Annotated in this window: 21 protein-coding genes; 13 read left to right on the plus strand and 8 right to left on the minus strand. The window is 53.8% G+C overall.

Features of this window, described 5'->3' with window-relative positions; genetic code table 11:
* Positions 1 to 674: 674 nt before the first annotated feature.
* From GNT65_RS04050 to hemB, 11 genes are all read left to right on the plus strand, one after another.
* The gene (locus GNT65_RS04050) at positions 675 to 1,718 is read left to right on the plus strand and encodes a formimidoylglutamase (protein ID WP_160793824.1); all 1,044 of its coding nucleotides are present in this window, start codon (positions 675 to 677) and stop codon (positions 1,716 to 1,718) included.
* Between the two features lie 213 nt (positions 1,719 to 1,931).
* Positions 1,932 to 2,687, plus strand: a complete 756-nt coding sequence (gene ubiE / locus GNT65_RS04055; RefSeq protein ID WP_160793825.1) for a bifunctional demethylmenaquinone methyltransferase/2-methoxy-6-polyprenyl-1,4-benzoquinol methylase UbiE — start codon at positions 1,932 to 1,934, stop codon at positions 2,685 to 2,687.
* 223 nt (positions 2,688 to 2,910) lie between these two features.
* Complete coding sequence (locus tag GNT65_RS04060; RefSeq protein WP_160793826.1) at positions 2,911 to 3,534, plus strand: ubiquinone biosynthesis accessory factor UbiJ; 624 nt, start codon at positions 2,911 to 2,913, stop codon at positions 3,532 to 3,534.
* On the plus strand, positions 3,531 to 5,180 hold the full coding sequence (gene ubiB / locus GNT65_RS04065) for a ubiquinone biosynthesis regulatory protein kinase UbiB (RefSeq protein WP_160793827.1): 1,650 nt from the start codon (positions 3,531 to 3,533) through the stop codon (positions 5,178 to 5,180). The genes GNT65_RS04060 and ubiB overlap by 4 nt, the downstream gene beginning before the upstream one ends.
* 60 nt (positions 5,181 to 5,240) lie before the next feature.
* Positions 5,241 to 5,471 (plus strand): Sec-independent protein translocase subunit TatA, encoded by a 231-nt coding sequence (tatA, locus tag GNT65_RS04070; RefSeq protein WP_160793828.1) that lies wholly within the window; start codon positions 5,241 to 5,243, stop codon positions 5,469 to 5,471.
* Positions 5,472 to 5,477: 6 nt separating this feature from the next.
* Positions 5,478 to 5,876 (plus strand): Sec-independent protein translocase protein TatB, encoded by a 399-nt coding sequence (gene tatB / locus GNT65_RS04075; RefSeq protein ID WP_160793829.1) that lies wholly within the window; start codon positions 5,478 to 5,480, stop codon positions 5,874 to 5,876.
* Positions 5,877 to 5,879: 3 nt separating this feature from the next.
* Positions 5,880 to 6,635, plus strand: coding sequence for a twin-arginine translocase subunit TatC (gene tatC / locus GNT65_RS04080; protein WP_160793830.1), 756 nt, complete (start codon positions 5,880 to 5,882; stop codon positions 6,633 to 6,635).
* A 108-nt stretch (positions 6,636 to 6,743) separates the two neighbouring features.
* Complete coding sequence (locus GNT65_RS04085) at positions 6,744 to 7,283, plus strand: hypothetical protein (RefSeq protein WP_160793831.1); 540 nt, start codon at positions 6,744 to 6,746, stop codon at positions 7,281 to 7,283.
* A complete protein-coding gene (locus GNT65_RS04090) occupies positions 7,283 to 8,092 on the plus strand; it encodes a TatD family hydrolase (RefSeq protein WP_160793832.1) in 810 nt (269 codons plus the stop codon). Before GNT65_RS04085 ends, GNT65_RS04090 begins: the two co-directional genes overlap by 1 nt.
* Positions 8,079 to 9,947: a sensor domain-containing diguanylate cyclase gene (locus tag GNT65_RS04095; protein ID WP_160793833.1), complete on the plus strand. Its 1,869-nt coding sequence runs from the start codon at positions 8,079 to 8,081 to the stop codon at positions 9,945 to 9,947. The genes GNT65_RS04090 and GNT65_RS04095 overlap by 14 nt, the downstream gene beginning before the upstream one ends.
* 90 nt (positions 9,948 to 10,037) lie before the next feature.
* Positions 10,038 to 11,054 (plus strand): porphobilinogen synthase, encoded by a 1,017-nt coding sequence (gene hemB / locus GNT65_RS04100; RefSeq protein WP_160793834.1) that lies wholly within the window; start codon positions 10,038 to 10,040, stop codon positions 11,052 to 11,054.
* A 163-nt stretch (positions 11,055 to 11,217) separates the two neighbouring features.
* Here hemB and ubiA read toward each other — a convergent pair whose 3' ends face one another.
* The 5 genes from ubiA to GNT65_RS04125 all read right to left on the minus strand — a co-directional run bounded on the left by ubiA (position 11,218) and on the right by GNT65_RS04125 (position 16,864).
* A complete protein-coding gene (gene ubiA / locus GNT65_RS04105; RefSeq protein ID WP_160793835.1) occupies positions 11,218 to 12,078 on the minus strand; it encodes a 4-hydroxybenzoate octaprenyltransferase in 861 nt (286 codons plus the stop codon).
* 115 nt (positions 12,079 to 12,193) lie between these two features.
* On the minus strand, positions 12,194 to 14,359 hold the full coding sequence (gene uvrD, locus GNT65_RS04110; protein ID WP_160793836.1) for a DNA helicase II: 2,166 nt from the start codon (positions 14,357 to 14,359) through the stop codon (positions 12,194 to 12,196).
* A gap of 155 nt (positions 14,360 to 14,514) precedes the next feature.
* Positions 14,515 to 15,450: an SPFH domain-containing protein gene (locus GNT65_RS04115; RefSeq protein ID WP_160793837.1), complete on the minus strand. Its 936-nt coding sequence runs from the start codon at positions 15,448 to 15,450 to the stop codon at positions 14,515 to 14,517.
* Positions 15,447 to 16,373 carry an SPFH domain-containing protein gene (locus GNT65_RS04120; protein ID WP_160793838.1) on the minus strand — a complete coding sequence of 309 codons (927 nt, stop codon included), beginning with the start codon at positions 16,371 to 16,373 and terminating at the stop codon, positions 15,447 to 15,449. Before GNT65_RS04120 ends, GNT65_RS04115 begins: the two co-directional genes overlap by 4 nt.
* Before the next feature lie 29 nt (positions 16,374 to 16,402).
* A complete protein-coding gene (locus GNT65_RS04125; RefSeq protein ID WP_160793839.1) occupies positions 16,403 to 16,864 on the minus strand; it encodes an NfeD family protein in 462 nt (153 codons plus the stop codon).
* A 299-nt stretch (positions 16,865 to 17,163) separates the two neighbouring features.
* On the opposite strand from GNT65_RS04125, the gene GNT65_RS04130 reads away from it, so the two are divergent.
* Positions 17,164 to 17,916, plus strand: coding sequence for an outer membrane protein OmpK (locus GNT65_RS04130; RefSeq protein ID WP_160793840.1), 753 nt, complete (start codon positions 17,164 to 17,166; stop codon positions 17,914 to 17,916).
* A 92-nt stretch (positions 17,917 to 18,008) separates the two neighbouring features.
* Here GNT65_RS04130 and udp read toward each other — a convergent pair whose 3' ends face one another.
* Entirely contained in the window at positions 18,009 to 18,767 is a 759-nt protein-coding gene (udp, locus tag GNT65_RS04135) for a uridine phosphorylase (protein WP_160793841.1), read from the minus strand.
* Between the two features lie 443 nt (positions 18,768 to 19,210).
* Here udp and GNT65_RS04140 point away from each other — a divergent pair, with 443 nt between their 5' ends.
* Positions 19,211 to 19,426: an HP1242/YdcH family protein gene (locus tag GNT65_RS04140; protein ID WP_160793842.1), complete on the plus strand. Its 216-nt coding sequence runs from the start codon at positions 19,211 to 19,213 to the stop codon at positions 19,424 to 19,426.
* An 84-nt stretch (positions 19,427 to 19,510) separates the two neighbouring features.
* Here GNT65_RS04140 and GNT65_RS04145 read toward each other — a convergent pair whose 3' ends face one another.
* Together GNT65_RS04145 and GNT65_RS04150 are read right to left on the minus strand one after the other, a co-directional pair.
* On the minus strand, positions 19,511 to 20,686 hold the full coding sequence (locus tag GNT65_RS04145; protein ID WP_160793906.1) for a type III PLP-dependent enzyme domain-containing protein: 1,176 nt from the start codon (positions 20,684 to 20,686) through the stop codon (positions 19,511 to 19,513).
* 223 nt (positions 20,687 to 20,909) lie between these two features.
* A complete protein-coding gene (locus GNT65_RS04150) occupies positions 20,910 to 21,365 on the minus strand; it encodes a hypothetical protein (protein ID WP_160793843.1) in 456 nt (151 codons plus the stop codon).
* Between the last annotated feature and the right edge of the window lie 105 nt (positions 21,366 to 21,470).

Consider the following 21,470-nt stretch of genomic DNA (forward strand, 5'->3'; position numbering starts at 1 on the left):
GTCGTTTGTTGGCGCATGGTGGTTGGCTTTTCCTTCCCTGAATAACGTAGTCGATGTTTGATTCGAGTTCACCTAGCTCTGTCCTTGATTGGTTACACATTAAGCTATTGATCAGGCAGCAATCAACATGTTCAGTCACATTTCCGCGCGTTTTTTATTAAAAAGAATAACTTGTCTCAATGCCATCTAAGTAAGGCCAAATCGAAGAGACGTTAGATACCCAGTGTAAACACGATTTTGGCCTTCGAAATCAGGGATGATTTCGCAGAGCCCACATGGATGTTCACGAACAACCTCCCTGTTTAAAGGCCAGTTCGGCATCCATGCCTCTCGTTCGTTAGCTTGAAGCTGCGCTTCACTCACCGAGCCAAAATAGTGTTTGCACATAAGGTCGTTCTTTCACATCCATGTGATCACGACATTGGTATATCCTTATACTGCACCCACCGCAGGTGATAGGTTGCCATGAAGGTGCGACCTTCAAACATCCATCCAACACCTATGCCGCCACGGGCTAACATTCGAATCCCATCACCAGTTGCTCAAGCCGAATCCCCCAAAATCTAATCCAAAAAACTGAAATTTGTGCAGCCCACAAAAAAATCAAACTTTTCTAAATTTTATCCATTAAAATTACCCCACCTTTGCATCAACAACAAAAAACAGAACCCATAATGCAAACCCTAATTCCATTTACCGCCGAGCGCTGCCAGGACTTTGTCGCCGAGCGCGAGGGCGAAACCAAGATAGGCCAGACCCTGCACTGTTATGAGGGCAAGGCGCCACTGAGTGAGCAGCTGGCAAAGGCTAAGGCCGACGGCGTGCGCTTCGTCATCCTTGGGATAGGCGAAGATATCGGCCCCAGGGCCAATCTGGGACGCGGCGGCGCCGTCGATGGTTTCGAGGCCGCCATGGCGCAGTTTTGTAACTTCCAGTCGAACCAGTTTCTCGACGGTAACCACTGCATGGTGCTGGGGCAAATTGCCACTGACGATCTACAGCTGCCAGAGGGCAGCAGCGCAAAGATCTTAAGGGAGAATGTCGACAGGCTAGATGAGCGGGTGATAGAGATAGTCGGCGAGATCATGGCGGCAGGCCTGGAGCCAATTGTGATTGGCGGCGGGCATAACAACGCCTATGGCCTCTTGATGGCCACCAAGAAGGTAGCTGGCCGCCCCGTAGCCGCGGTCAACCTGGATCCCCACTCTGACTTTCGCCCGCGCGAGGGCCGCCACAGCGGCAATGGCTTTAGCTACGCCGCCGCCAGCGGCGCCCTGGGTCACTACCATGTGCTGGGACTGCACGAGCTGAAAAACAGTCAGCAGACCCTGGAGCAGCTGAGTGCCTTCGGCGGCAAGTGGCACACGCTGCAGGCCATCTGGGTGAGACGCGAGATCAGCCTGGAGCTGGCACTGAAGACGATAGTTGAGGATCTCAACGCCAGCGATCTGCCGGTGGCGCTGGAACTGGATCTCGATGCCATCACTAACATGCCCAGCAGCGCCTCGACGGCGGCGGGTATTCCCCTGCTGGACGCCCTCTATTATGTGAATCAAGTCGCCAGCAAGACCCCGGCCGCCTACCTGCATCTGGCCGAGGCGGCCCCCAGCTGTCACGTGGCGGGTGTCGAGGCCGGTCGCCGGGAGACGGGTCAGAGCATAGCCGAGCTGATCTACGCTTTTATTCAGGGGCGACAGGCACAGCATCCCCTGGGATAAGCCAATCGGCGCATTTGGCATATTGCTAATATTATGCTGTAATGCGCTCCTCGTTTTTGAAACTCTAGTTTAAACTCTGCGCTATCACGCATTTTTCAATTAATTGTGCGCGGATTATTTACATCGATCACAGAGTGATAGACCAATGATTCAGCAAACCGAGTCAATCACTTACACTCGCGGTTAACAGCAGCAATAAACAGGAAGCCAGTAATGTCAGAGGGCAGCTCAAACAGTACCCATTTTGGATATAAAACGGTCGAAGCTGAGAAGAAGGCAGACCTAGTGGCCGACGTATTTCACTCGGTCGCCGCCAAATACGACATCATGAACGATGTCATGTCCTTTGGTATTCACCGTCTGTGGAAGCGTTTTACCATAGAGAGTGCGGGTGCGCGTCCGGGCATGAAGGTACTGGATCTCGCCGGCGGCACAGGCGACCTTACCGCCAAGTTTTCCCATATCGTGGGCAACACAGGTCAGGTGACCCTGGCCGACATCAACGATTCCATGCTGAAGGTGGGCCGCGAGAAGCTGCGTAACCGTGGCGTAGTGGGTAACGTCAACTATGTGCAGGCGAACGCCGAGGCACTGCCATTCCCTGACAACCACTTCGATATCATCACCATCGCCTTCGGACTGCGTAACGTAACAGACAAGGATGCGGCGATCCGCTCTATGCTGCGCGTGCTTAAGCCAGGCGGCAAGCTGCTGATCCTCGAATTCTCTAAGCCACAGCACGACCTGATGCGTAAGGTCTACGATCTTTACAGCTTCAAGATACTGCCTAAGATGGGCGATATCATCACCCAGGATGCCGGCAGCTATGAGTATCTGGCCGAATCTATCCGTATGCATCCGGATCAGGAAACCCTTAAAGGAATGATGGTAGATGCCGGATTCGAGCAGGTGGAATACACCAATATGACAGACGGTATCGTCGCCCTGCACAAGGGTTACAAGTTCTAATATTGGTTTGAATATCAATTCTTATTTCGAAAGAGGCCCCGCACAGTCGGGGCCTTTTTGTTTGCTAGCTCTTCCTTGCCCACACACCCCAAATCCTACTGAATAAATTAGCTTTATCCTTAGCCCTTTTACCGCCAGTTTAGTGTAGAATAGCGTCACCTTTGCGCCGTCATCATTTAATGACGAGCCCAGCAGCCAACGATTCACAGGTCTTAGGTAACGCATGAAACGTGAAATTGCATTGCTGATCTGTGCGGCCCTCGAAACCGCACTCAAAAAAGTAACTCAGCAGTCTCCCGGCGCCTACGCCAAACTCCACAACCTGCAGGGGCGAGTACTCTGTCTCGAACTCAGTCAACTGGGCTGGCCCATCTACCTGCTGTTTGCCAAAGAGATTCAAGTCTTTAGCCAATATGACGGCGAGGTGACGACCAAGGTTTATGCCGATATGACCACCCTCTATAAGCTGACCGAGGGCGCCAACCTTACCGAGCTGATCAAGCAAGACAAGCTCACCCTGGAAGGGGATCTCAACCTGCTACAGAGCTTTAGCCACTTCTTGCAGCAGGTGGAGTTCGACTTTGCCGAGCCCCTGTCGCGCTACATAGGCGATGCGCCAACCCATCTGCTCACCGAGGGCGCCAAGCAGCTGAAACAACAGCTGACTCAGGTGCTGAACAAGAGCTGGGATCATATGGGCCAGCTGACCACAGAAGAGTATCGCCTGAGCCCACATAAGATAGAACTTGTTCATTTTAGTGATAGAATCGAACAACTTAAGGCCGATACCGACGCCTTAAGCCAACGGATTGAGCGACTCATAAACAAGGCAAACAGCAACAGATGACAATCAAAAGCATGCGGCGCGCATACCAAGTCGTAAAGACGGTGCTTCAATATGGTCTGGATGATCTTATCCCCGCTAAGCTCAAACCCTGGTATTTCAGGCTGCTGCGCTGGAGCTTATTCTGGTTAACCAACCAACATAAAGACAAGGTAGGCGGCGAGCGTCTCAAGCTGGCGATGCAGGAGCTGGGCCCCGTCTACATCAAGTTTGGTCAGATGCTGTCGACCCGCCGGGACCTTCTCAGCGACGAGTGGGCCGAAGAGCTGGCCATGCTGCAAGACAGGGTGCCCCCCTTCGACAGCGCCATCGCCCGCACCCAGATAGAGACAGAGCTCGGCGCCCCCATAGAGACCTATTTCGACAACTTCGACGACACGCCGCTGGCCTCTGCTTCTATCTCTCAGGTGCATACCGCCACCCTCAAGTCTAACGGCGAAGAGGTGGTGCTCAAGGTGCTCAGACCCAATGTGGAAGAGAAGGTCCACGCGGATCTGCAATTGATGACCCAGAGTGCCCAGGTGCTGGAGACCCTACTGGGCCACGGCAACCGCCTGCGCCCCGCCGAGGTGGTGGAAGACTACCGCACCACCATTGAAGGCGAGCTCAACCTCAAGCTCGAGGCGCTCAACGCCATCAAGCTCAGAAACAACTTCATCGATTCGGGCGCCCTCTACATCCCTAAGATGTATGAAGAATTTTGCTTTACCCGCCTGATTGTCATGGAACGCATCTATGGCGTGCCGGTGTCGGACAGGGCCGCTCTGGAAGCCCAGGGCACCAACCTCAAGCTGCTGGCCGAGCGTGGCGTCGAGCTCTTCTTTACCCAGGTGTTTCGCGACAATTTCTTCCATGCCGACATGCATCCCGGCAACATCTTTGTCAGCACAGAGCATCCGGAAGATCCCTTCTACATAGGGCTAGACTGCGGCATCATGGGCACTCTCACAGAGCAGGATAAACGCTATCTGGCAGAGAACTTCCTGGCCTTCTTCAACCGCGACTATACCCGCATCGCCCAGCTCTATATCGAGTCGGGCTGGGTAGCGGCCGACACCGACTTGGTGGCCTTCGAGCAGGCGATAAAGGTGGTGTGCGAACCCATGTTTAACAAGCCGCTGGATGAGATCTCCTTCGGCCATGTGCTGCTGGAGCTGTTTCGCACCGCCCGCCGTTTCGACATGGTGGTACAGCCTCAGCTAGTGCTGCTGGAGAAGACCCTGCTCTATATCGAAGGACTGGGACGTCAGCTCTACCCTCAGCTGGATCTCTGGCAGACGGCCAAGCCCTTCCTGGAGAGCTGGATGGCCGAGCAGATGGGCCCCATGGGCATGGCGAAGAAGATCAAGAAACAGTTCCCCTACTGGACAGACAAGTTGCCTGAGCTGCCTGAACTTGTCTATGACAACCTGAAAATGGGTAAAAATTTCGTCAATAGCCAGAATCAGCTGCTGGATCGCTACCTGAAGCAGCAGCAAAAAGCCCATAAAAGCAACTACCTTTTGATCACATCAGCAGTTTTAGTGATCTGTGGCAGTATTTTGTTTTCTCAAAACGCTACACTATGGGCCTCTTATGCTTGTATCGGCATCGGCGCAACCTTCTGGTTACTCGGATGGCGATCTAGACCAAAGAATCGCAAATTTTAGCTAGCACTAAATAACCAAAGGGTCATAATAGGACCAGTATTACATCAAGAGGAAAGTTACATGGGTGGCATCAGTATTTGGCAACTTCTTATCATTGCTTTAATCGTTGTTTTGCTTTTCGGAACTAAGAAATTGCGCTCTCTAGGTGGTGACCTCGGCGGTGCTGTTAAAGGCTTCAAGAATGCCATGTCTTCTGAAGAAGAGAAGAAGGCTATCGAAGACGCAAATGCAGAAAAAACTGCTCAGACTGAAGAAAAAAAGACTGAGTCCAAGGATAAAGAACAGGCGTAACTCCTTATGTTCGACGGTATCGGCTTTATGGAGCTGCTGTTGATTGGTATTTTGGGGCTGGTCGTACTCGGCCCCGAAAGACTACCGGTCGCGGTACGCTCAATTACAGGCTGGATTCGTGCCATGAAACGCATGGCTAACTCGGTAAAAGATGAGCTGGAGCAGGAGCTTAAGATTGAGCAGCTGCACGCCGATCTCAAGAAGGCGGAAAACCAGGGTCTGAAGAATCTCTCGCCCGAGTTACAGGATTCAATCGATCAATTAAAAGAAGCAGCCCAATCTGTTAATCGTCCCTATAAGGTAGAAGATATTGCCAGTGGCAGCGACAATGCCGCCAGCGAGGCGAAACCTGCAGAGACCACGACAGCCAAGGCCAGCAATTCAACCGAAAAATCTGACGGGTAGTTCATGTCGCAACAGCAGCCGTTAATAAGCCACTTGCTCGAGTTACGCAACAAGTTGCTCAAAGCCATTGGCAGTGTCCTTCTGGTCTTTATCTGTCTGGTGTACTGGGCAAACGATATCTATCACTACATGGCCACGCCGCTCATGCAGGCGCTACCCGAGTCCAGTAGTATGATTGCGACCGATGTGGCCGCGCCCTTCTTTGCTCCCTTTAAACTAACGCTGATTCTGGCGTTTTTTATCGCTATTCCCTATGTCTTGTACCAGATCTGGTCCTTTATCGCGCCAGGCCTCTACAAGCATGAGAAGCGTTTGATGGTGCCACTACTGGCTAGCAGCACCCTACTCTTCTATCTGGGTATCGCCTTCACCTACTACATAGTGTTTCCCGTGGTATTCGGCTTCTTCACCAGCGTGGCTCCCGAAGGGGTACAGGTGGCGACCGATATCAGCAGCTACCTGAGCTTCGTGCTCAAGCTGTTCTTCGCCTTCGGACTTGCCTTCGAGATCCCGATTGCCGTGATCTTGCTCTGCTGGGCCGGCGTCACCACGGTAGAAGATCTGCGAGCCAAGCGTCCCTACATAGTTGTCGGCGCGTTCGTGATCGGTATGCTGTTAACGCCGCCAGATATCATCTCGCAAACCATGTTGGCCGTTCCTATGCTGATATTGTTTGAGGGGGGATTGATTGCCGCGCGTTTCTACAGTAAAAAGGACTCTGACGAAGACGAGCTCTCCGAGCAAGACAACGCTGAGTAATAGAACAGAATCTTACTTCAAGCTATTCGGCCACGGATAGCTTGTCGTTATTATTTCCCCTCTCTAACTGTCTCGCCGCGAACTCTCCATAATAAAAAGGAACTCTATATGCGCTTACGTTTTGCGGCCCCGACCGGCTGGATAGCTCTCTCCACTCTACTCTTTTCACTCAACGCCTCTGCCGGTATCGAGCAGCAACTCAGCCAGTGTGCGGCCAAACAAGACAAGCTAGACAGGCTGATCTGCTACGACAAGCTGGCGGCCAAGGTTGGTAACAAGCCTCAGGCCAGCAGCCATGTGGCACCAGTATCTAAACCCGCTCCAGCGCCACAACCTAAGCCGGCACCACAGGCCGCCGCCGTCGTGGCCAGCACTCCGGCCGCTGCAGAGGCCAGCTTCGGTAAGGTCTATAAAGAAGAAAAAGCAGAGCTCGACAAGATCAACCTAACGGTTGTATCGATAAGGAAGAATCCACACGGCGCACTGACCATCACCTTCGACAACGGCCAGGTATGGAAACAGAACGATTCTCGTCGTTATAAACTCAAAACCGGGGAAAAGGTCTACATAGAGAAGGGCGCCCTTGGCTCTTTCCTGCTGGGTAAAGAGGATACTAACGCCACCATCAGGGTAAAACGCATCGACTAATGCCCAGTTACATAGACATAGCTGTCAACCTGGTTGGCAGCCCGTTAGAACAAGAGTGTGACACGCTAATCAATGATGCGGCGGCCCAAGGGGTATCGCCGCTCATTGTTATTGGCTCCAGCCTAGACGAGAGCCAGCAGGCAATCGACTGCGTCGCCCGTTACCCAAACGCCCTCTACACCACGGCGGGGGTGCATCCCCATCACGCCAGCGAGTGGGATGCCGGCAGCCGTGAACGACTCACACAACTTGCAAAACAAACCGGCGTCGTCGCCATCGGCGAGTGCGGCCTCGACTATAACCGCGACTTCTCGCCCCGGCCAAAACAGCGCGAGGCCTTCGAGGCCCAACTGGCTCTGGCCGTCGAGCTTGAGATGCCGGTGCTGATGCATGAGCGCGATGCCCATGAGGACTTTGCCGCCATACTGCAGCGCTATCGTCCACAACTTAAGGGCGCCCTGCTGCACTGCTTTACCGGCAATCGTGCCAGCCTGGAGCGCTACATAGAGTTAGATTTGCACTTAGGGATCACTGGCTGGGTGTGCGACGAGCGCCGTGGCCAAGAGCTGGCCGAGTTGGTGGTCGACATTCCCGCCGAGCGCATCATGATAGAAACCGACAGTCCCTATCTGCTGCCTCGCAGCATGCGACCCAAGCCGAAATCGAGCAAGAACAAGCCGCAATACCTGCCCTACATCAGCCGGGTCATCGCCCAGCTCAGGGGCGAAACTGAGGAGGCCTTTGCCCGTCAGGCCTATCACAACAGCTGCGCCTTCTTCGGCCTAGAAGCGGACTATGAGCCCCTTTAAGCTGTTGTTACTGCTGATCACCCTGAGCTTCCCCGGCTTTAGCCAAGGGAAGTCGCTGCTGGCGGTCAATAAAAACCAGTCTATCGAGCTCGCCTCCTGGCTCTATTATGTGCAAGATGATTCGCTGACCAGCCTGGAGCAGGTCAGCAAGCTAAGCTCCAGCCACTGGCAGCGATTGACCCCGGAATTTAACCAGCATCTGGGGGTAAAGCCTTTCTGGGTCAAGATCAGCCTCTATAACGCCACAGATACCCAGATGCGGCGCTATCTTCAGCTGGGTAACCCGCACCTGAATAAGATAGACCTGTACCATCTGCAAGCCGGTAAACCGACTGTGCACTTGGAGATGGGCGACAGTTACCCCTTTCGACAGCGCCCCATTATCAACAACGATTTCCTCTATCGTTTCGAACTGCCTCCCGAGGTGGTACACACCTTCTATATTCGAATCGATACCGAGGGGAGCGCCAACCTGCCCCTCTCCCTGCTGTCGCCCGATCACATAGTCAAGGCCACGGAGACACAATCCCTCTACCAGGGATTCCAGCTGGGCGCCCTGATGGCTATCGGCCTGTTTAGCCTGTTTATCGCGCTCACCTCGCGCTCCTACAGTTACAGCTACTACTCTGGTTATGTATTGTCTGTCACCCTCTTGGTGGCCAGCCTGCATGGCCTGTCGTTTCGCTACCTCTGGCCCAATTGGCCCATACTGCAGGCGATCATGATCCCCATACTGATCCCGATCGCCCTCACCTTCGTGCTGATGTTTTCCGAGAAGGTGCTGCAGCTAAAGTATCACAACCTCAAGATGCTGAGGCTCTGCCGCTACAGCGCCGCCACCGGACTGTTTCTCACCTTAGTCACGCCATTTTTAAACTATTCGGTGGCCCTCAAGGTCAATATAGTCGCGGTGCTGATCACCACCAGCATGCTGATGCTCATCGCCCTGCTGCTGAGCCTGCGAGGCCATAAGCTGGCCAGGCTCTACACCCTGGCTTGGTCGGGTATGCTGATCGGCTCCTTTATCACCGCCATGATGTATCTGGGGGTCATCTACCTGCCCATCATGCACCAGACGCCTATCATGGTCGGTCTGAGTTTCGAAATCGTCTTCATGGCCGCTGTACTGGCAATACGCTATAACGACGAACGTAAGGCCAAGCTCAAGATCCAGCAGGAGGCCTTGCTACAGGCACAGCGGATCCGTCAGGCACGTGAAGAGGCGCTCAAGGTCGAGGCCGACAGCAACGAACGCCTGGAGCAGATGGTGCAAGAGCGTACTTTAGAGCTGGAGATCGCACTTCGAGAATTAAATGAAGCCAACCAGAAACTTACCGAGCAAAACACGGTCGATAGTCTCACTGGCGTGAAAAACCGCGCCACCTTCGAGAAACGCCTACAGGCAGAGGGCCGCCTGAGTCGTCGTCAGCAGACACCGCTGGCGGTCCTTATGATAGATATAGACAGGTTTAAGGCGATCAACGATACCTATGGCCACCTGGCCGGAGATCAGGCACTCAAGACCATAGCCCAGGCGTTAAAGGCAAAATTAAGACGCCCAAGTGATCTGGTATCACGTTTCGGTGGGGAAGAGTTTGCTATGATACTGCCCAACACCTCCCCAGACGGGGCGCAGCAGGTAGCTGAACTGATGCGCAGCACAATCTGCCAGTTACCACTGGCCTGGGGAGAACAGGCTATTCCGCTCACCATCAGTATCGGGGTCTGCGCCGAAGTGATCGTCGATGATCAGCACATTCAACAGCTGGTCGACCAGGCAGACAAGGCACTCTATCGTGCCAAGCATGAGGGCCGAAATCGCGTTTGCGTCTATTCGCCCGAACTCGAAGAATAAAGTTAACGACTTAGTGGCTATGCTCCATCCACGGATGAAAGTGAAATGTGTAGCCCAATAAAGCAAACAACCCTAAATTAGGAGTCGAATGTGAACATCATTACCAGTGCTTTCCCTCAGCGCAGAATGCGCCGCATGCGTAAACACGATTTTAGTCGCCGTCTGATGGCCGAGAACCAGCTGTCGGTAAACGACTTGATCTACCCTATGTTCGTGCTCGAAGGTAATAACCGTACTGAGCAGGTCGCTTCAATGCCAGGTGTCGAGCGCTACTCAATCGATCTATTGCTCAAGGAAGCAGAAGAACTCGTCAAGCTGGGGATCCCACTGGTGGCGCTGTTCCCTGTGACCCCAGCCGAGAAGAAGACCCTGATGGCCGAAGAGGCCTACAATGCCGACGCCCTGGCTCAGCGTGCGGTTCGCGCCCTGAAAGAAGCCTTCCCACAGCTTGGGGTGATGACAGACGTAGCGCTGGATCCCTTCACCACCCATGGTCAAGACGGCATCATTGACGAAGACGGCTATATCCTGAACGACATCACCACAGAGATCCTGGTGAAGCAGGCCCTGTCTCACGCAGAAGCCGGTGCCGATATAGTGGCGCCCTCAGACATGATGGACGGCCGTATCGGTGCCATTCGTCAGGCGCTGGAAGAGGCGGGTCACGTGAACACCCAGATCATGGCGTATTCGGCCAAGTACTCTTCTAACTACTATGGCCCATTCCGCGATGCGGTCGGCTCTGCCGGCAACCTCAAGGGTGGCAACAAGCACAGCTACCAGATGGATCCCGCCAACAGCGACGAAGCACTGCACGAGGTGGCCCTGGATATCCAGGAAGGCGCCGACATGGTAATGGTTAAGCCAGGCATGCCATACCTGGATATCGTCAACCGCGTCAAGACAGAGCTGGCCGTGCCGACCTTCGCCTATCAGGTGAGCGGTGAGTACGCCATGCACATGGCAGCCATAGAGAATGGCTGGTTGGCCGAGAAGGCAATCGTGATGGAGTCACTGCTGTGCTTCAAGCGCGCCGGTGCCGACGGCATCCTGACCTACTTCGCCAAGCGCGCCGCCCAGTGGCTGAAGGAAGCCGACAGCAAGTAAGCTTCATCCTCCCATGACATAAAAAGCCAGTTACAAATAACTGGCTTTTTTGTTTCCTCCATGAGCGACTCACCCAACAGCTAAAAGTTAGGCTGGGACAGGGGTGAACAGACATAAAAAAGCCATGGTAGCTAACCATGGCTGCTTATCGAAGGCGTCCGCTTTAGATCAGGTAATCGGCGCCCAGGGCGACAAATAGCGTCATACCAGCCCAATTGTTATTTAGGAAGGCCTGTAGGCAGGGGGCGCGTTCACGATCGAAGATCAACTTCTGCTGATAGAGACCGAAACCTATGAAGGTGAGGATCCCCAGGGCGAAGACCAGGCCGCGATCGGCGCTGAGACCGGCCATGACGAAACAGCCGAGGGCGGCCAGTTGAAACAGGCCGATGATCTGACGATCTAAGCGGCCAAACAAAATCGCCGTCGACTTGATACCCACCTTGAGGTCATCGTCTCTGTCTACCATGGCATACATGGTGTCGTAGGCCACGGTCCAGCACCAATTGGCGGCAAACAGCCACCAGGCTTCCGTCGGCACTGTGCCTAGCTGCGCCGCGTAGGCCATAGGAATCGACCAACTCCACACCACGCCGAGGAACATCTGCGGCATGTTGGTGAAACGTTTGGTAAAGGGATAGATGATGGTCAGTATGATACCGACGAAGGAGAGCTGAACCACCAGTGGGTTGAGCATCAGCACCAGGGCGAAGGCCAGCAGGCCCATCACCACAAACAGGATAAGTGCCTCTTTGACCGTCACCTCACCGCTGGCCAGGGGACGACTCTTGGTGCGCTCCACATGTGAGTCCAACTTACGATCGGCATAGTCGTTGATGATGCAGCCACAGGCACGCATCACCACCACACCGATCACGAAGATGATCAACACCTTAAGATCCGGCATGCCACCGGCGGCCAGCACCAGCGCCATTAGGCATGGCCATAGCAACAGGAAGGTGCCTATGGGTCTATCCATCCTCGCCAGACGCAAATAGGCGTCCAATTTATCCCTTAAGCTCATTTTTAGGCTCTCCTAACGACTGCTTTGGCCTTTGATTTATGTGGGCAAGCTCATCAATATTCTTTGGCATTATGACTGACGCCCTAAGAGTTTCAAGCGCTTTATCAACCCGAGCCTATAGTGTCTCCAGACGCGCATAGGCTACCACCAGCCACTTGCTTCCCACGTCGAGAAAATCTACCTGGACTCTGGCCTGGGCGCCGCTGCCCTCGAAGTTTGTCACCTTGCCTTCGCCAAACTTGGGATGATTCACCCGCTGGCCGATATTGAAGCCGGAATCGTTGAAGGCGGCCTGGGCCTGACTGAATCTGTTGCTGCTTGCCGGTGCCGACACGCTGGTTCGCATGCGGATCTCCTGCACATAGTCGCCAGGGATCTCCTTGATGAAACGCGACGGACGGGCATAGTTTTCCCGGCCATAGATACGGCGCGACTCGGCATAGGTGATATAGAGCTGTTTCATGGCGCGGGTCATGCCCACGTAGCAGAGACGGCGCTCCTCATCCAGTCGGTCGCCCTCATCCATCGCCATCTGGCTGGGGAAGATCCCCTCCTCGACGCCCGCCATGAACACCATGGGGAACTCCAGGCCCTTGGCCGAGTGCAGCGTCATCAGCTGCACCGCGTCGGTGAAGGCATCGGCCTGGCCCTCGCCCGCCTCGAGCGCCGCGTGGGACAAGAAGGCGTTCAGCTCGCCCAAGTCTTCGAGATCTTCCGGCATCACGAAGGTACGCGCCGCGGTGACCAGCTCCTCCAAGTTTTCCACCCTGGCGCGGGCCTTCTCGCCCTTCTCCGTTTCATACATGGCCTTGAGGCCAGAGGCCTGGATCACATGATCCGTCATCCGGTGCAGCGACTGCTCCTCCGTCTCCTGCTGCAGGGTAACGATAAGATCCATGAAACCACGTACCGCGTTGGCTGCGCGTCCAGAGAGCACCTTCTCGTCAAGCAGACGCAGACAGGTCTGCCACAGGGTCAGCTGCTGCTGGCGCGCCGTGCTGCGCAGGATCTCCAGGGTTCGGTCGCCTATGCCACGGGTCGGCGTATTGATGATACGCTCGAAGGCGGCATCATCGTTCTTGTTGCTGATCAGGCGCAGATACCCCATGGCATCCTTGATCTCCTGACGCTCGAAGAAGCGCAGGCCGCCATAGATACGATAGGCCATCCCCTTGTGGAGCAGCGCCTCTTCCAGCACCCGCGACTGGGCGTTGGAACGATAGAGGATGGCGCAATCGCTAAGATTGCCGCCCATGTCCTGCCAGTCGGTGATGCGCCCGACGATGAAGCGGGCCTCATCCATCTCGTTGAAGGCGCAGTAGAGGCCGATCTTCTCGCCTGCCTGATCTTCGGTCCACAGCTTCTTGCCCAGTCGGTCCGGGTTGTTGGCGATCAGCTCGTTGGAGGCGTTAAGAATGTTGCCGCTGGAGCGATAGTTCTGCTCCAGGCGTATGGTCTGGGCCGCCGGGAAGTCCTGCAGAAACTTATGCAGGTTCTCCACCTGGGCGCCGCGCCAGCCATAGATGGACTGGTCATCATCGCCGACTATCATCACATTGGCCGAGCTGCCGGCCAGCACGCGGATCCAGGCATACTGGATGGCGTTGGTGTCCTGAAACTCGTCCACCAGGATGTTCTTAAAGCGCTCCTGATAGTGCTCCAGAATATGAGGCTTGTTGAGCCACAGCTCGTGGGCCCTTAGCAAGATCTCGGCAAAGTCCACCAGTCCTGCACGATCACAGGACTCCTGATACACCTGATAGATCTTCAAAAGGTTCTGCTCTATGGGGAAGCCACCGGCATCGATATGCTTGGGCCTTAGCCCCTGATCTTTCTTGCCGTTGATATAGCCCTGGGCCTGACGGGGCGGATACTGCTTCTCGTCCAGATTAAGGCTCTTGAGGATCCGCTTAATCAGTCTGAGCTGATCGTCCGAATCGAGAATTTGGAAACTCTGGGGCAAGTTGGCGTCTTGATAATGGGTGCGCAGTAGACGGTGAGCCAAGCCATGGAAGGTACCGATCCACATGCGGCCCATGTTGCTGCCGCTCACCTTCTCCACACGCTCGCGCATCTCGGCCGCAGCCTTGTTGGTAAAGGTCACCGCCAGAATAGAATAGGGACTCTGCTGCTCTACCTGCATCAGCCAGGCGATGCGGTGGGTCAGTACCCGGGTCTTACCACTGCCCGCGCCAGCCAGCACCAGCATGCTAGATTGTGGTGCGCCGACGGCCTCGCGCTGTTTGTCGTTTAAGCCGTCGAGTAAAGAAGATACGTCCATTCTTGCCTCCAAAAAATCAGGCGGCAAGTATAACAGGAGGCGTTGCGTGATCCTACCGTCGACGGTGTCGTCTAAGGTCAAGCACACCTAGGCCAAGGCAATAAAAAAGCCCAGGCAACTGCCTGAGCTTTTAGGGAATGATAGGGTGGCGAGGCTTAGTCCTTGCTCTCTTCCAGCCCCATGCTATCCATCCAGTGTTCGAAGTCCATCATGTTGCCGGGCAGCACTATCTTGTTAGCGCTATTGGTCAGGCCGTCGAACTGCTTGAGGTACTGGGCACCGAGCTGCATGCGCACCACATTCTTACCACCGGGCGCCGATACCACCTGAGCCATACGCTCGATAGACTCGGCAGTCGCCTTGGCGATGGTGAGGATCTCCTCGCCCTTACCCTCGGCCTCGTTGATCCGCTTCTGCATCTCACCCTCTGAGCGGTTGATCATCTCCGCCTTGACCCCCTCGGAGCGGTTGATCTTGCTCTGCTTGTCACCCTCGCTCTTAGCCAGCAGGGCGCGGCGTTCACGCTCGGCGTTCACCTGCATCTCCATGGCGTTCTTCACCGTCTCAGGTGGCGCGATGTTCTTGATCTCATATCTGTGTACCCGAATACCCCAGGTGGCGCCGGCCTGATCCAGCACCTCCACCACCTTGGCACTGATCACGTCGCGCTCTTCGAAGGTACGATCGAGATCCAGAGTCCCTATCACAGAGCGGGTGGTGGTCTGCGCCAGTTGGATAGCCGCGTAACGGTAATCGGTCACCCCGTAGCTGGCCTTCACAGGATCCACCACAGAGATATAGATCACCCCATCCACCTCGACATTCACCTCGTCGCTGGAGAAACACTCCTGGGGCGGCACGTCGATAGTTTCCTCTTTCAGGTCATGAACATAAGCAACCTTGTCGATGAAAGGCACCAAGGCGTGGAAACCTGCATCTAAGGTGGTGTGATATTTCCCCAGACGCTCAACGATGTAAGCCGACTTGGTGGGCACCAGGCGAATAGACTGGAACAGCTTGATGATGAAGATGGCAAAGATCAGCCCCCAAATGCCCAGTACGATTAAATCTGTGTTGATACCTGCAATCATGCGCGACCTCCTTTTACCTGACCCACACTCTGAGTCACCTGCTCCATACCCTCAAAAAATCCTTCCAGCTTGGCCATCTCCGCAGGCACCACAGAAATATCGGCTTCGTTGAGTATCTTGCCAACCTGATTGATGAACTGCTCCTTGAGCTGCATATTCATCGCCTCGTTACCGCCCTCCAGAGCCAGCGCCTCAGATACCAGGGTCATGGCTTCCGCCTTGGCGCGAGCGACGATGGCGATCTCCTGGGCCGTCCCCTTGGCCTCGTTGATCCGCTTCTGCTTCTCACCTTCCGACAGGTTAATTGCCTCCTGGCGCTCCCCTTCGGAGAGGTTGATCATCGCCGCCTTCTCCGCATTGGCCAGGGTGATCTCGGCGCGCTTGCTACGTTCGGCCTCCATCTGCTTCTCCAGGGTATGGATCACCTTGTAAGAAGGAGTAATGTTCTTGATCTCGTATCTGAGCACCTTGATCCCCCAAGGGTCGGACGCCTTATCGATCTCACGCACGATGGATTCGTTGAGACTGTCTCGCTCGGAGAAGGTCTGACTCAGGCTCAGCTTACCTATCTCGGAGCGCATGGTGGTCTGGGCCAGGTTCACCGCGGCGCGGCGATAGTCTTCGATACCATAGCTGGCCAGCTTGCCGTCCATCACCTTGAGATAGACCAGGCCATCGACCTCCAGCTGAGTATTATCTTTCGAGATACAGCTCTGTGGCGGCACATCCAGCACCTGCTCACGGGTATCATGGCGGTAGGCCACCCGGTCGAAGAAGGGAATAAGAAAGTGAAAACCTGGCTGTAACACCACCCTAAACTTACCCAGACGCTCGATAACATGTACCTCGCGCATGGGAACGATCAACAACAAGTTATAAAGAATAAAGAAAACGAAGAGTATAAAAATGGTAAATTCGAACATAGATTCCATCCTGTAATTAAGCAGCCAGGCTATGCCTGCTCTGTCATAGGTTCAACGACCAGGGCAATATTATCACGACAGATCACTCTGACGCGCGCGCCGACCGGGATCTCGCTGCCATCACCCAGTGCTGGCCATTCGCTTCCCTGAAACTCGACGCGTCCCTGCTGCTGTGCCGGGCCGATCGCCGCCTTGACGACGGCAACTTGATTATAAAGGTCAAACTCCTCATCGGTATTATCCACATGGGAATCACCACCCACTAGACGCTGTGTCACCTGACGAAAAGCCAGCAACAAGACGATAGCGGTGATGAACCAGAGCGTCAGGGCCTGCACAAAGCCTTCGACCCAACCTAGGGTCAATGCGCCCGCCACCACCAAACAGGCGGCGCCCAGGAAAATAACGATACCGCCGGGCAGAATGATCTCGGCTAACATCAAGACTAAACCGACGGCAATCCAGATAAAGATAGGATTAGAAAACTCCATATTTCCCCCCTGAAATGAGAGTATCCCTGCCAAGACTATATCAGCTCTTTTGTTGCAATGCGACATATTATGTCAAGACACAAATGTGACACAGGCGACAAACATTTAATTTACCTACGCAAAAGTCATTGTTTTGGAATTGGGCACAATGGCGAATTCCCGTATACTTGCGGCGCATAAAACATACGGCGTGAAAACAGTCCGAAAAGGCACCGAAGAGCGCCGAGATTGTTTTCAAATTAACCACAAATAGCTGCACGCCAAAATAACTCAAAAAACGACGATAAAGGTAAAAGATGATGAACAGGAAATGGCTTCTCCTCGCGCTACTCGCCGCCCAGCCAGCGCTGGCCGATGATATGATTCAATGGTGGGATCTCAGCGCCACCGCCCTCTATGGCGACAACTATGATCTTGCTCCCTCGGAGCGACAAACCACAGTGACCATAGAAACCGCTGGCGGCTGGAAGTATGGCGACTGGTTCGCCTTCCAGGACTTCATCTTCTTCAACGGCAACAACGGCGGTAAAGACAGCACCACCTATGGTGAGATCTCACCCCGCTTCAGCGCCAGCAAGATCTTAGGCAAGCCTGTGGGCGTCGGTGCCATCACTGACGTGTCGTTGGCACTCACCTACGAAGAGGGCGAAGGCCCGGTGAAGAGCTTCCTCTACGGTGTGGGTCTGGACTTCAAGATCCCTTATTTTAGCTACTTCCAGCTAAACACCTACCGCCGCGATGCCATCAACAGTGGTAACCTGAGCGACGGCTGGCAGTTGACCCCAGTCTTTCGTATGGACTTCCCGGTAGGCCACTCGAACATAGTGCTCGACGGTTTTATCGACTGGGTATTCTCGGCCGACAACACAGGCTATGAAGAGAACTTCCACTTCAACCCTCAGGTCAAGTACGATCTGGGCGCGGCCATCTTCGGTGCCCACAAGAAAGACAAGCTGTTTGTCGGTATCGAATACGATTACTGGAAGAACAAATACGGTGTTAAGGGCATAGATCAGAACACCTATTCGGTGATCGCCAAGTATCACTTCTAAGTTTTATGAACAAAGCGTGCTTCTATGCATGCCCACAAAAAAGGCGCCATCAGGCGCCTTTTTTAATCTAACAACTTGTTAGGGAGCAATACTTAAGCCAGCAGCTTCTTCGCCGCCGCAACCACGATAGACACGGCACTGGTCTCGGTCTTCTTCATGGTCGCCTCATCAGGGATCTCCTGCTGAGTACGGTTCACGATCACACCCGCGACACAGGCCGCACGCCAACCTTGAGTCGCACACATGGTAAACAGAGTCGATGACTCCATCTCATAGTTGAGTACGCCCATATCCTGCCACTCTTTCATCGAACCGGCAAAACGACGAGTCACGCGACCCGTCACCGTATCGTAGCGCTCCTGACCTGGGTAGAAGGTATCTGACGATGCTGTGATACCGATATGTGGCTCTAGGCCAGCTTCGCGGCTCGCTGCTACCATGGCGGTGGTACATTCGAAGTTCGCCACGGCTGGGAACTCCATAGGTGCGAAGTGCAGACTCGCACCGTCTAGACGCACTGACGCCTGAGTCACGATCACATCACCCACGTTAACCTCTGGCTGAATGGCACCTGTGGTACCGACGCGCAGGAAGGTGTCGATACCCAGCTGTGCCAGCTCTTCCACGGCGATAGAGGTCGATGGACCACCGATACCGGTAGAGCAAACCACCAGCGGCTTACCATCGATATAGGCAAGGTAGCTGGTATATTCGCGGTGACTGGCCAGGAATGTTGGATTGTCCATCAACTCCGCAATACGCTTCACGCGCTCCGGATCGCCCGGAACAATTGCAAGTGTTGCACCATCTAGCATCTCTTTCGTCAGGCCTAAATGAAATACATCTGACATTGTGAAAACCCCTTTCAATTTTGATTATAAAATTCTTATAAAATGGACTTTAACCTAGTATGAAAGCCATTAAGGTTAACCCGATCACACTTTCCCCGCCAGTAGTTAGATATTTTGTTGTAATGAATTTACCAAAGCATTTGCGCTAGCCGCACTGCAAATATAGCAACTCCCACCTAGGCTGCCAGCCACCCGGCAAAATTTATTACTCGCCCTAGGCCATCGCCGAAAAATTGGTTTTACACCCAAATAAGACTCATAAAATAAGCTTGTATGACAACAGGTTAAACTCACTGTAGTAAAGCCACCAAATCGAAATCCCAGGCGGTGAAGTCGATCACAAAACCAGCAAACGGATCGCGCTAGGCTGAAACCATAGCAAAGGGAAATTAACCACTTTTGCTATGACCTCTCACCCATTTTGACCAAGAAGGACGGCCAATATGTTTCCAGAATACAGAGACCTGATCAGCGAACTAAAATCAAAAGACGCGCATTTTCTCAAGATGTTTAACAAACACAACGAACTCGACGACGAGATTAAAGAGCTAGAGCAACATGCGGCCAGCGATTTCACCCCAGAGGTCAAGGTACTCAAACAGCAGAAACTGCATATCAAAGAGGAGCTGCATCAAATCCTTAAGTCCCACGACAAATAACGCGGGCATTAGACATTAAAAAGGGCGCCTAAGCGCCCTTTTCATCTCTCTAAAATCCCCTTTTACCTTAGAGGCTCTTCCTTATTAGAGATAGTAGTCTTTCAACGGCGGGAAACCGTTGAAGCAGACCGCCGAATAGGTGGTGGTATAGGCACCGGCCGTCAGCCAGTACATACGGTCGCCTATGCTTAGATCCAGCGGCAGGCCGTAGCTGTAGTGCTCATACATGATGTCGGCGCTGTCACAGGTAGGGCCGGCGATCACGCAGCGATCCAACTCGCCCTGACGCTCGGTATAGATGGGGAATTTAATCGCCTCATCCATGGTCTCAATCAGGCCGGAAAACTTACCCACATCGGTAAATACCCAGCGCTCCAACGCCGTCTGCGACTTCTTGCTGATCAGCACCACCTCAGACACCAGTACACCGGCGTTGGATAGCAGCGAGCGACCCGGCTCCAGGATGATCTGCGGCAGCTGCTCGCCAAAATCTTCCTTAAGAAAGTGGGTGATCTGCTCGGCATAGGTACCCAGCTCGTTGGTCTTATCCAGATAGTTCGCCGGGAAGCCGCCGCCTAGGTTGATCATCTTCAGCTCTATGCCATGCTCTTCACGCAGACGCTCGAAGATGCTCTTCACCTTGGCGATGGCCGAGTCCCAGGCGCCTATGTCGCGCTGCTGTGAGCCCACATGAAACGAGATGCCATAGGGCTCGAGCCCCAATTGCTTGGCCAGCACCAACAACTCGAAGGCCATCTCATTCTGGCAGCCGAACTTACGCGACAAGGGCCAATCTGCCGTGTGGGTGCCTTCGGTCAGGATGCGCACATAGACACGTGAACCGGGCGCCTCCTCGGCGATCATACGCAGATCGGCTTCAGAATCGGAGGCATACATGCGCACACCGCGCTCATAGAAGGCGCGCACATCTTTGCGCTTCTTGATGGTATTGCCATAGCTAACCCTATCTGGCGTCACGCCGATGTCGCTTACCATATCCAGCTCATAGATAGAGGCGATATCGAAGTTGGCGCCACGGTCGCGCAGCAGGGTCAATACTTCCTTGGCGGGATTCGCCTTGACGGCATAATAGATACTGGCATAAGGGAAATTATGCACCATATCATCATATTGTTTTGCAATGATTTTAGTGTCAATCACCACGAAAGGTGTCGGTTTGTCCTGAGCAAAGGCCTTGATACGCTCAAAGGTAGCCTGGTCATAATACTCATTAACATCAATCGCTTGAAATTGGCTAATCTCGCCAGTATCTCCGTAGCAGAATAAAAATAGTTCAGCCTGATTCCGTTAAAAATCGCTGCGAAGTAAACGCTATTTCCCTGCCGAGATCAACGAATTTTTATGCTTAATAAGTAATTTTTTATTCCGAAAGGTACTACGCAATTTCTCCCGCAGCAAAAACCAAGCTAAGCCGATAATCATTAAGGAAAATTCTTATCGGCAACAGATGATGGTTTTCGGCTTATTTCACCACCTCGAGCAGGGCCTTGGCCGAATCGACCTGAACTACCTTGAGGATCTTGAGCCCATCTAGGGTGATCACCGTCGCCGTCTCCTTGTCACCGGGCAGCAGGTGAGTCGCCTCGCCCTCCTGATCCAGGCCTATTGTGAAGCCGAGGTCTTGCATCTTGGGGATGGCCACAAACTTGGCGATCAAGGAGGGCATGCCACTGATGTCGGCCACATAACGCCAATTGCTAGGCATAGGCCCCTCCAGAGACTCTAGCGCCTCCTGGATGATCTCCCCCCCTTTCATGCCACGGCTAAAGAGTAAAACCTGAGTATTGGTGCTAAGCTCCCACACGGCCTGGTGTTGATCCGCCAGGGTGATCGTCTCGATACGGTCGCCTGTGGTCAGGCTACTGGCCAGGCTGGCGGCCGAAAACAGCACGCCCACGGCCAAAATTAACGCTTTCATAATGCCTCTTTCACTAAACAGATAGCTTATCTTAGGGGTGAAATAGACTATATCTTATACTGGTCGACAATCCCTCGAATGAATCACAATTGCTTGATGCGCTTC

Source organism: Shewanella insulae (assembly GCF_009831655.1).
GTDB lineage: Bacteria > Pseudomonadota > Gammaproteobacteria > Enterobacterales > Shewanellaceae > Shewanella > Shewanella insulae.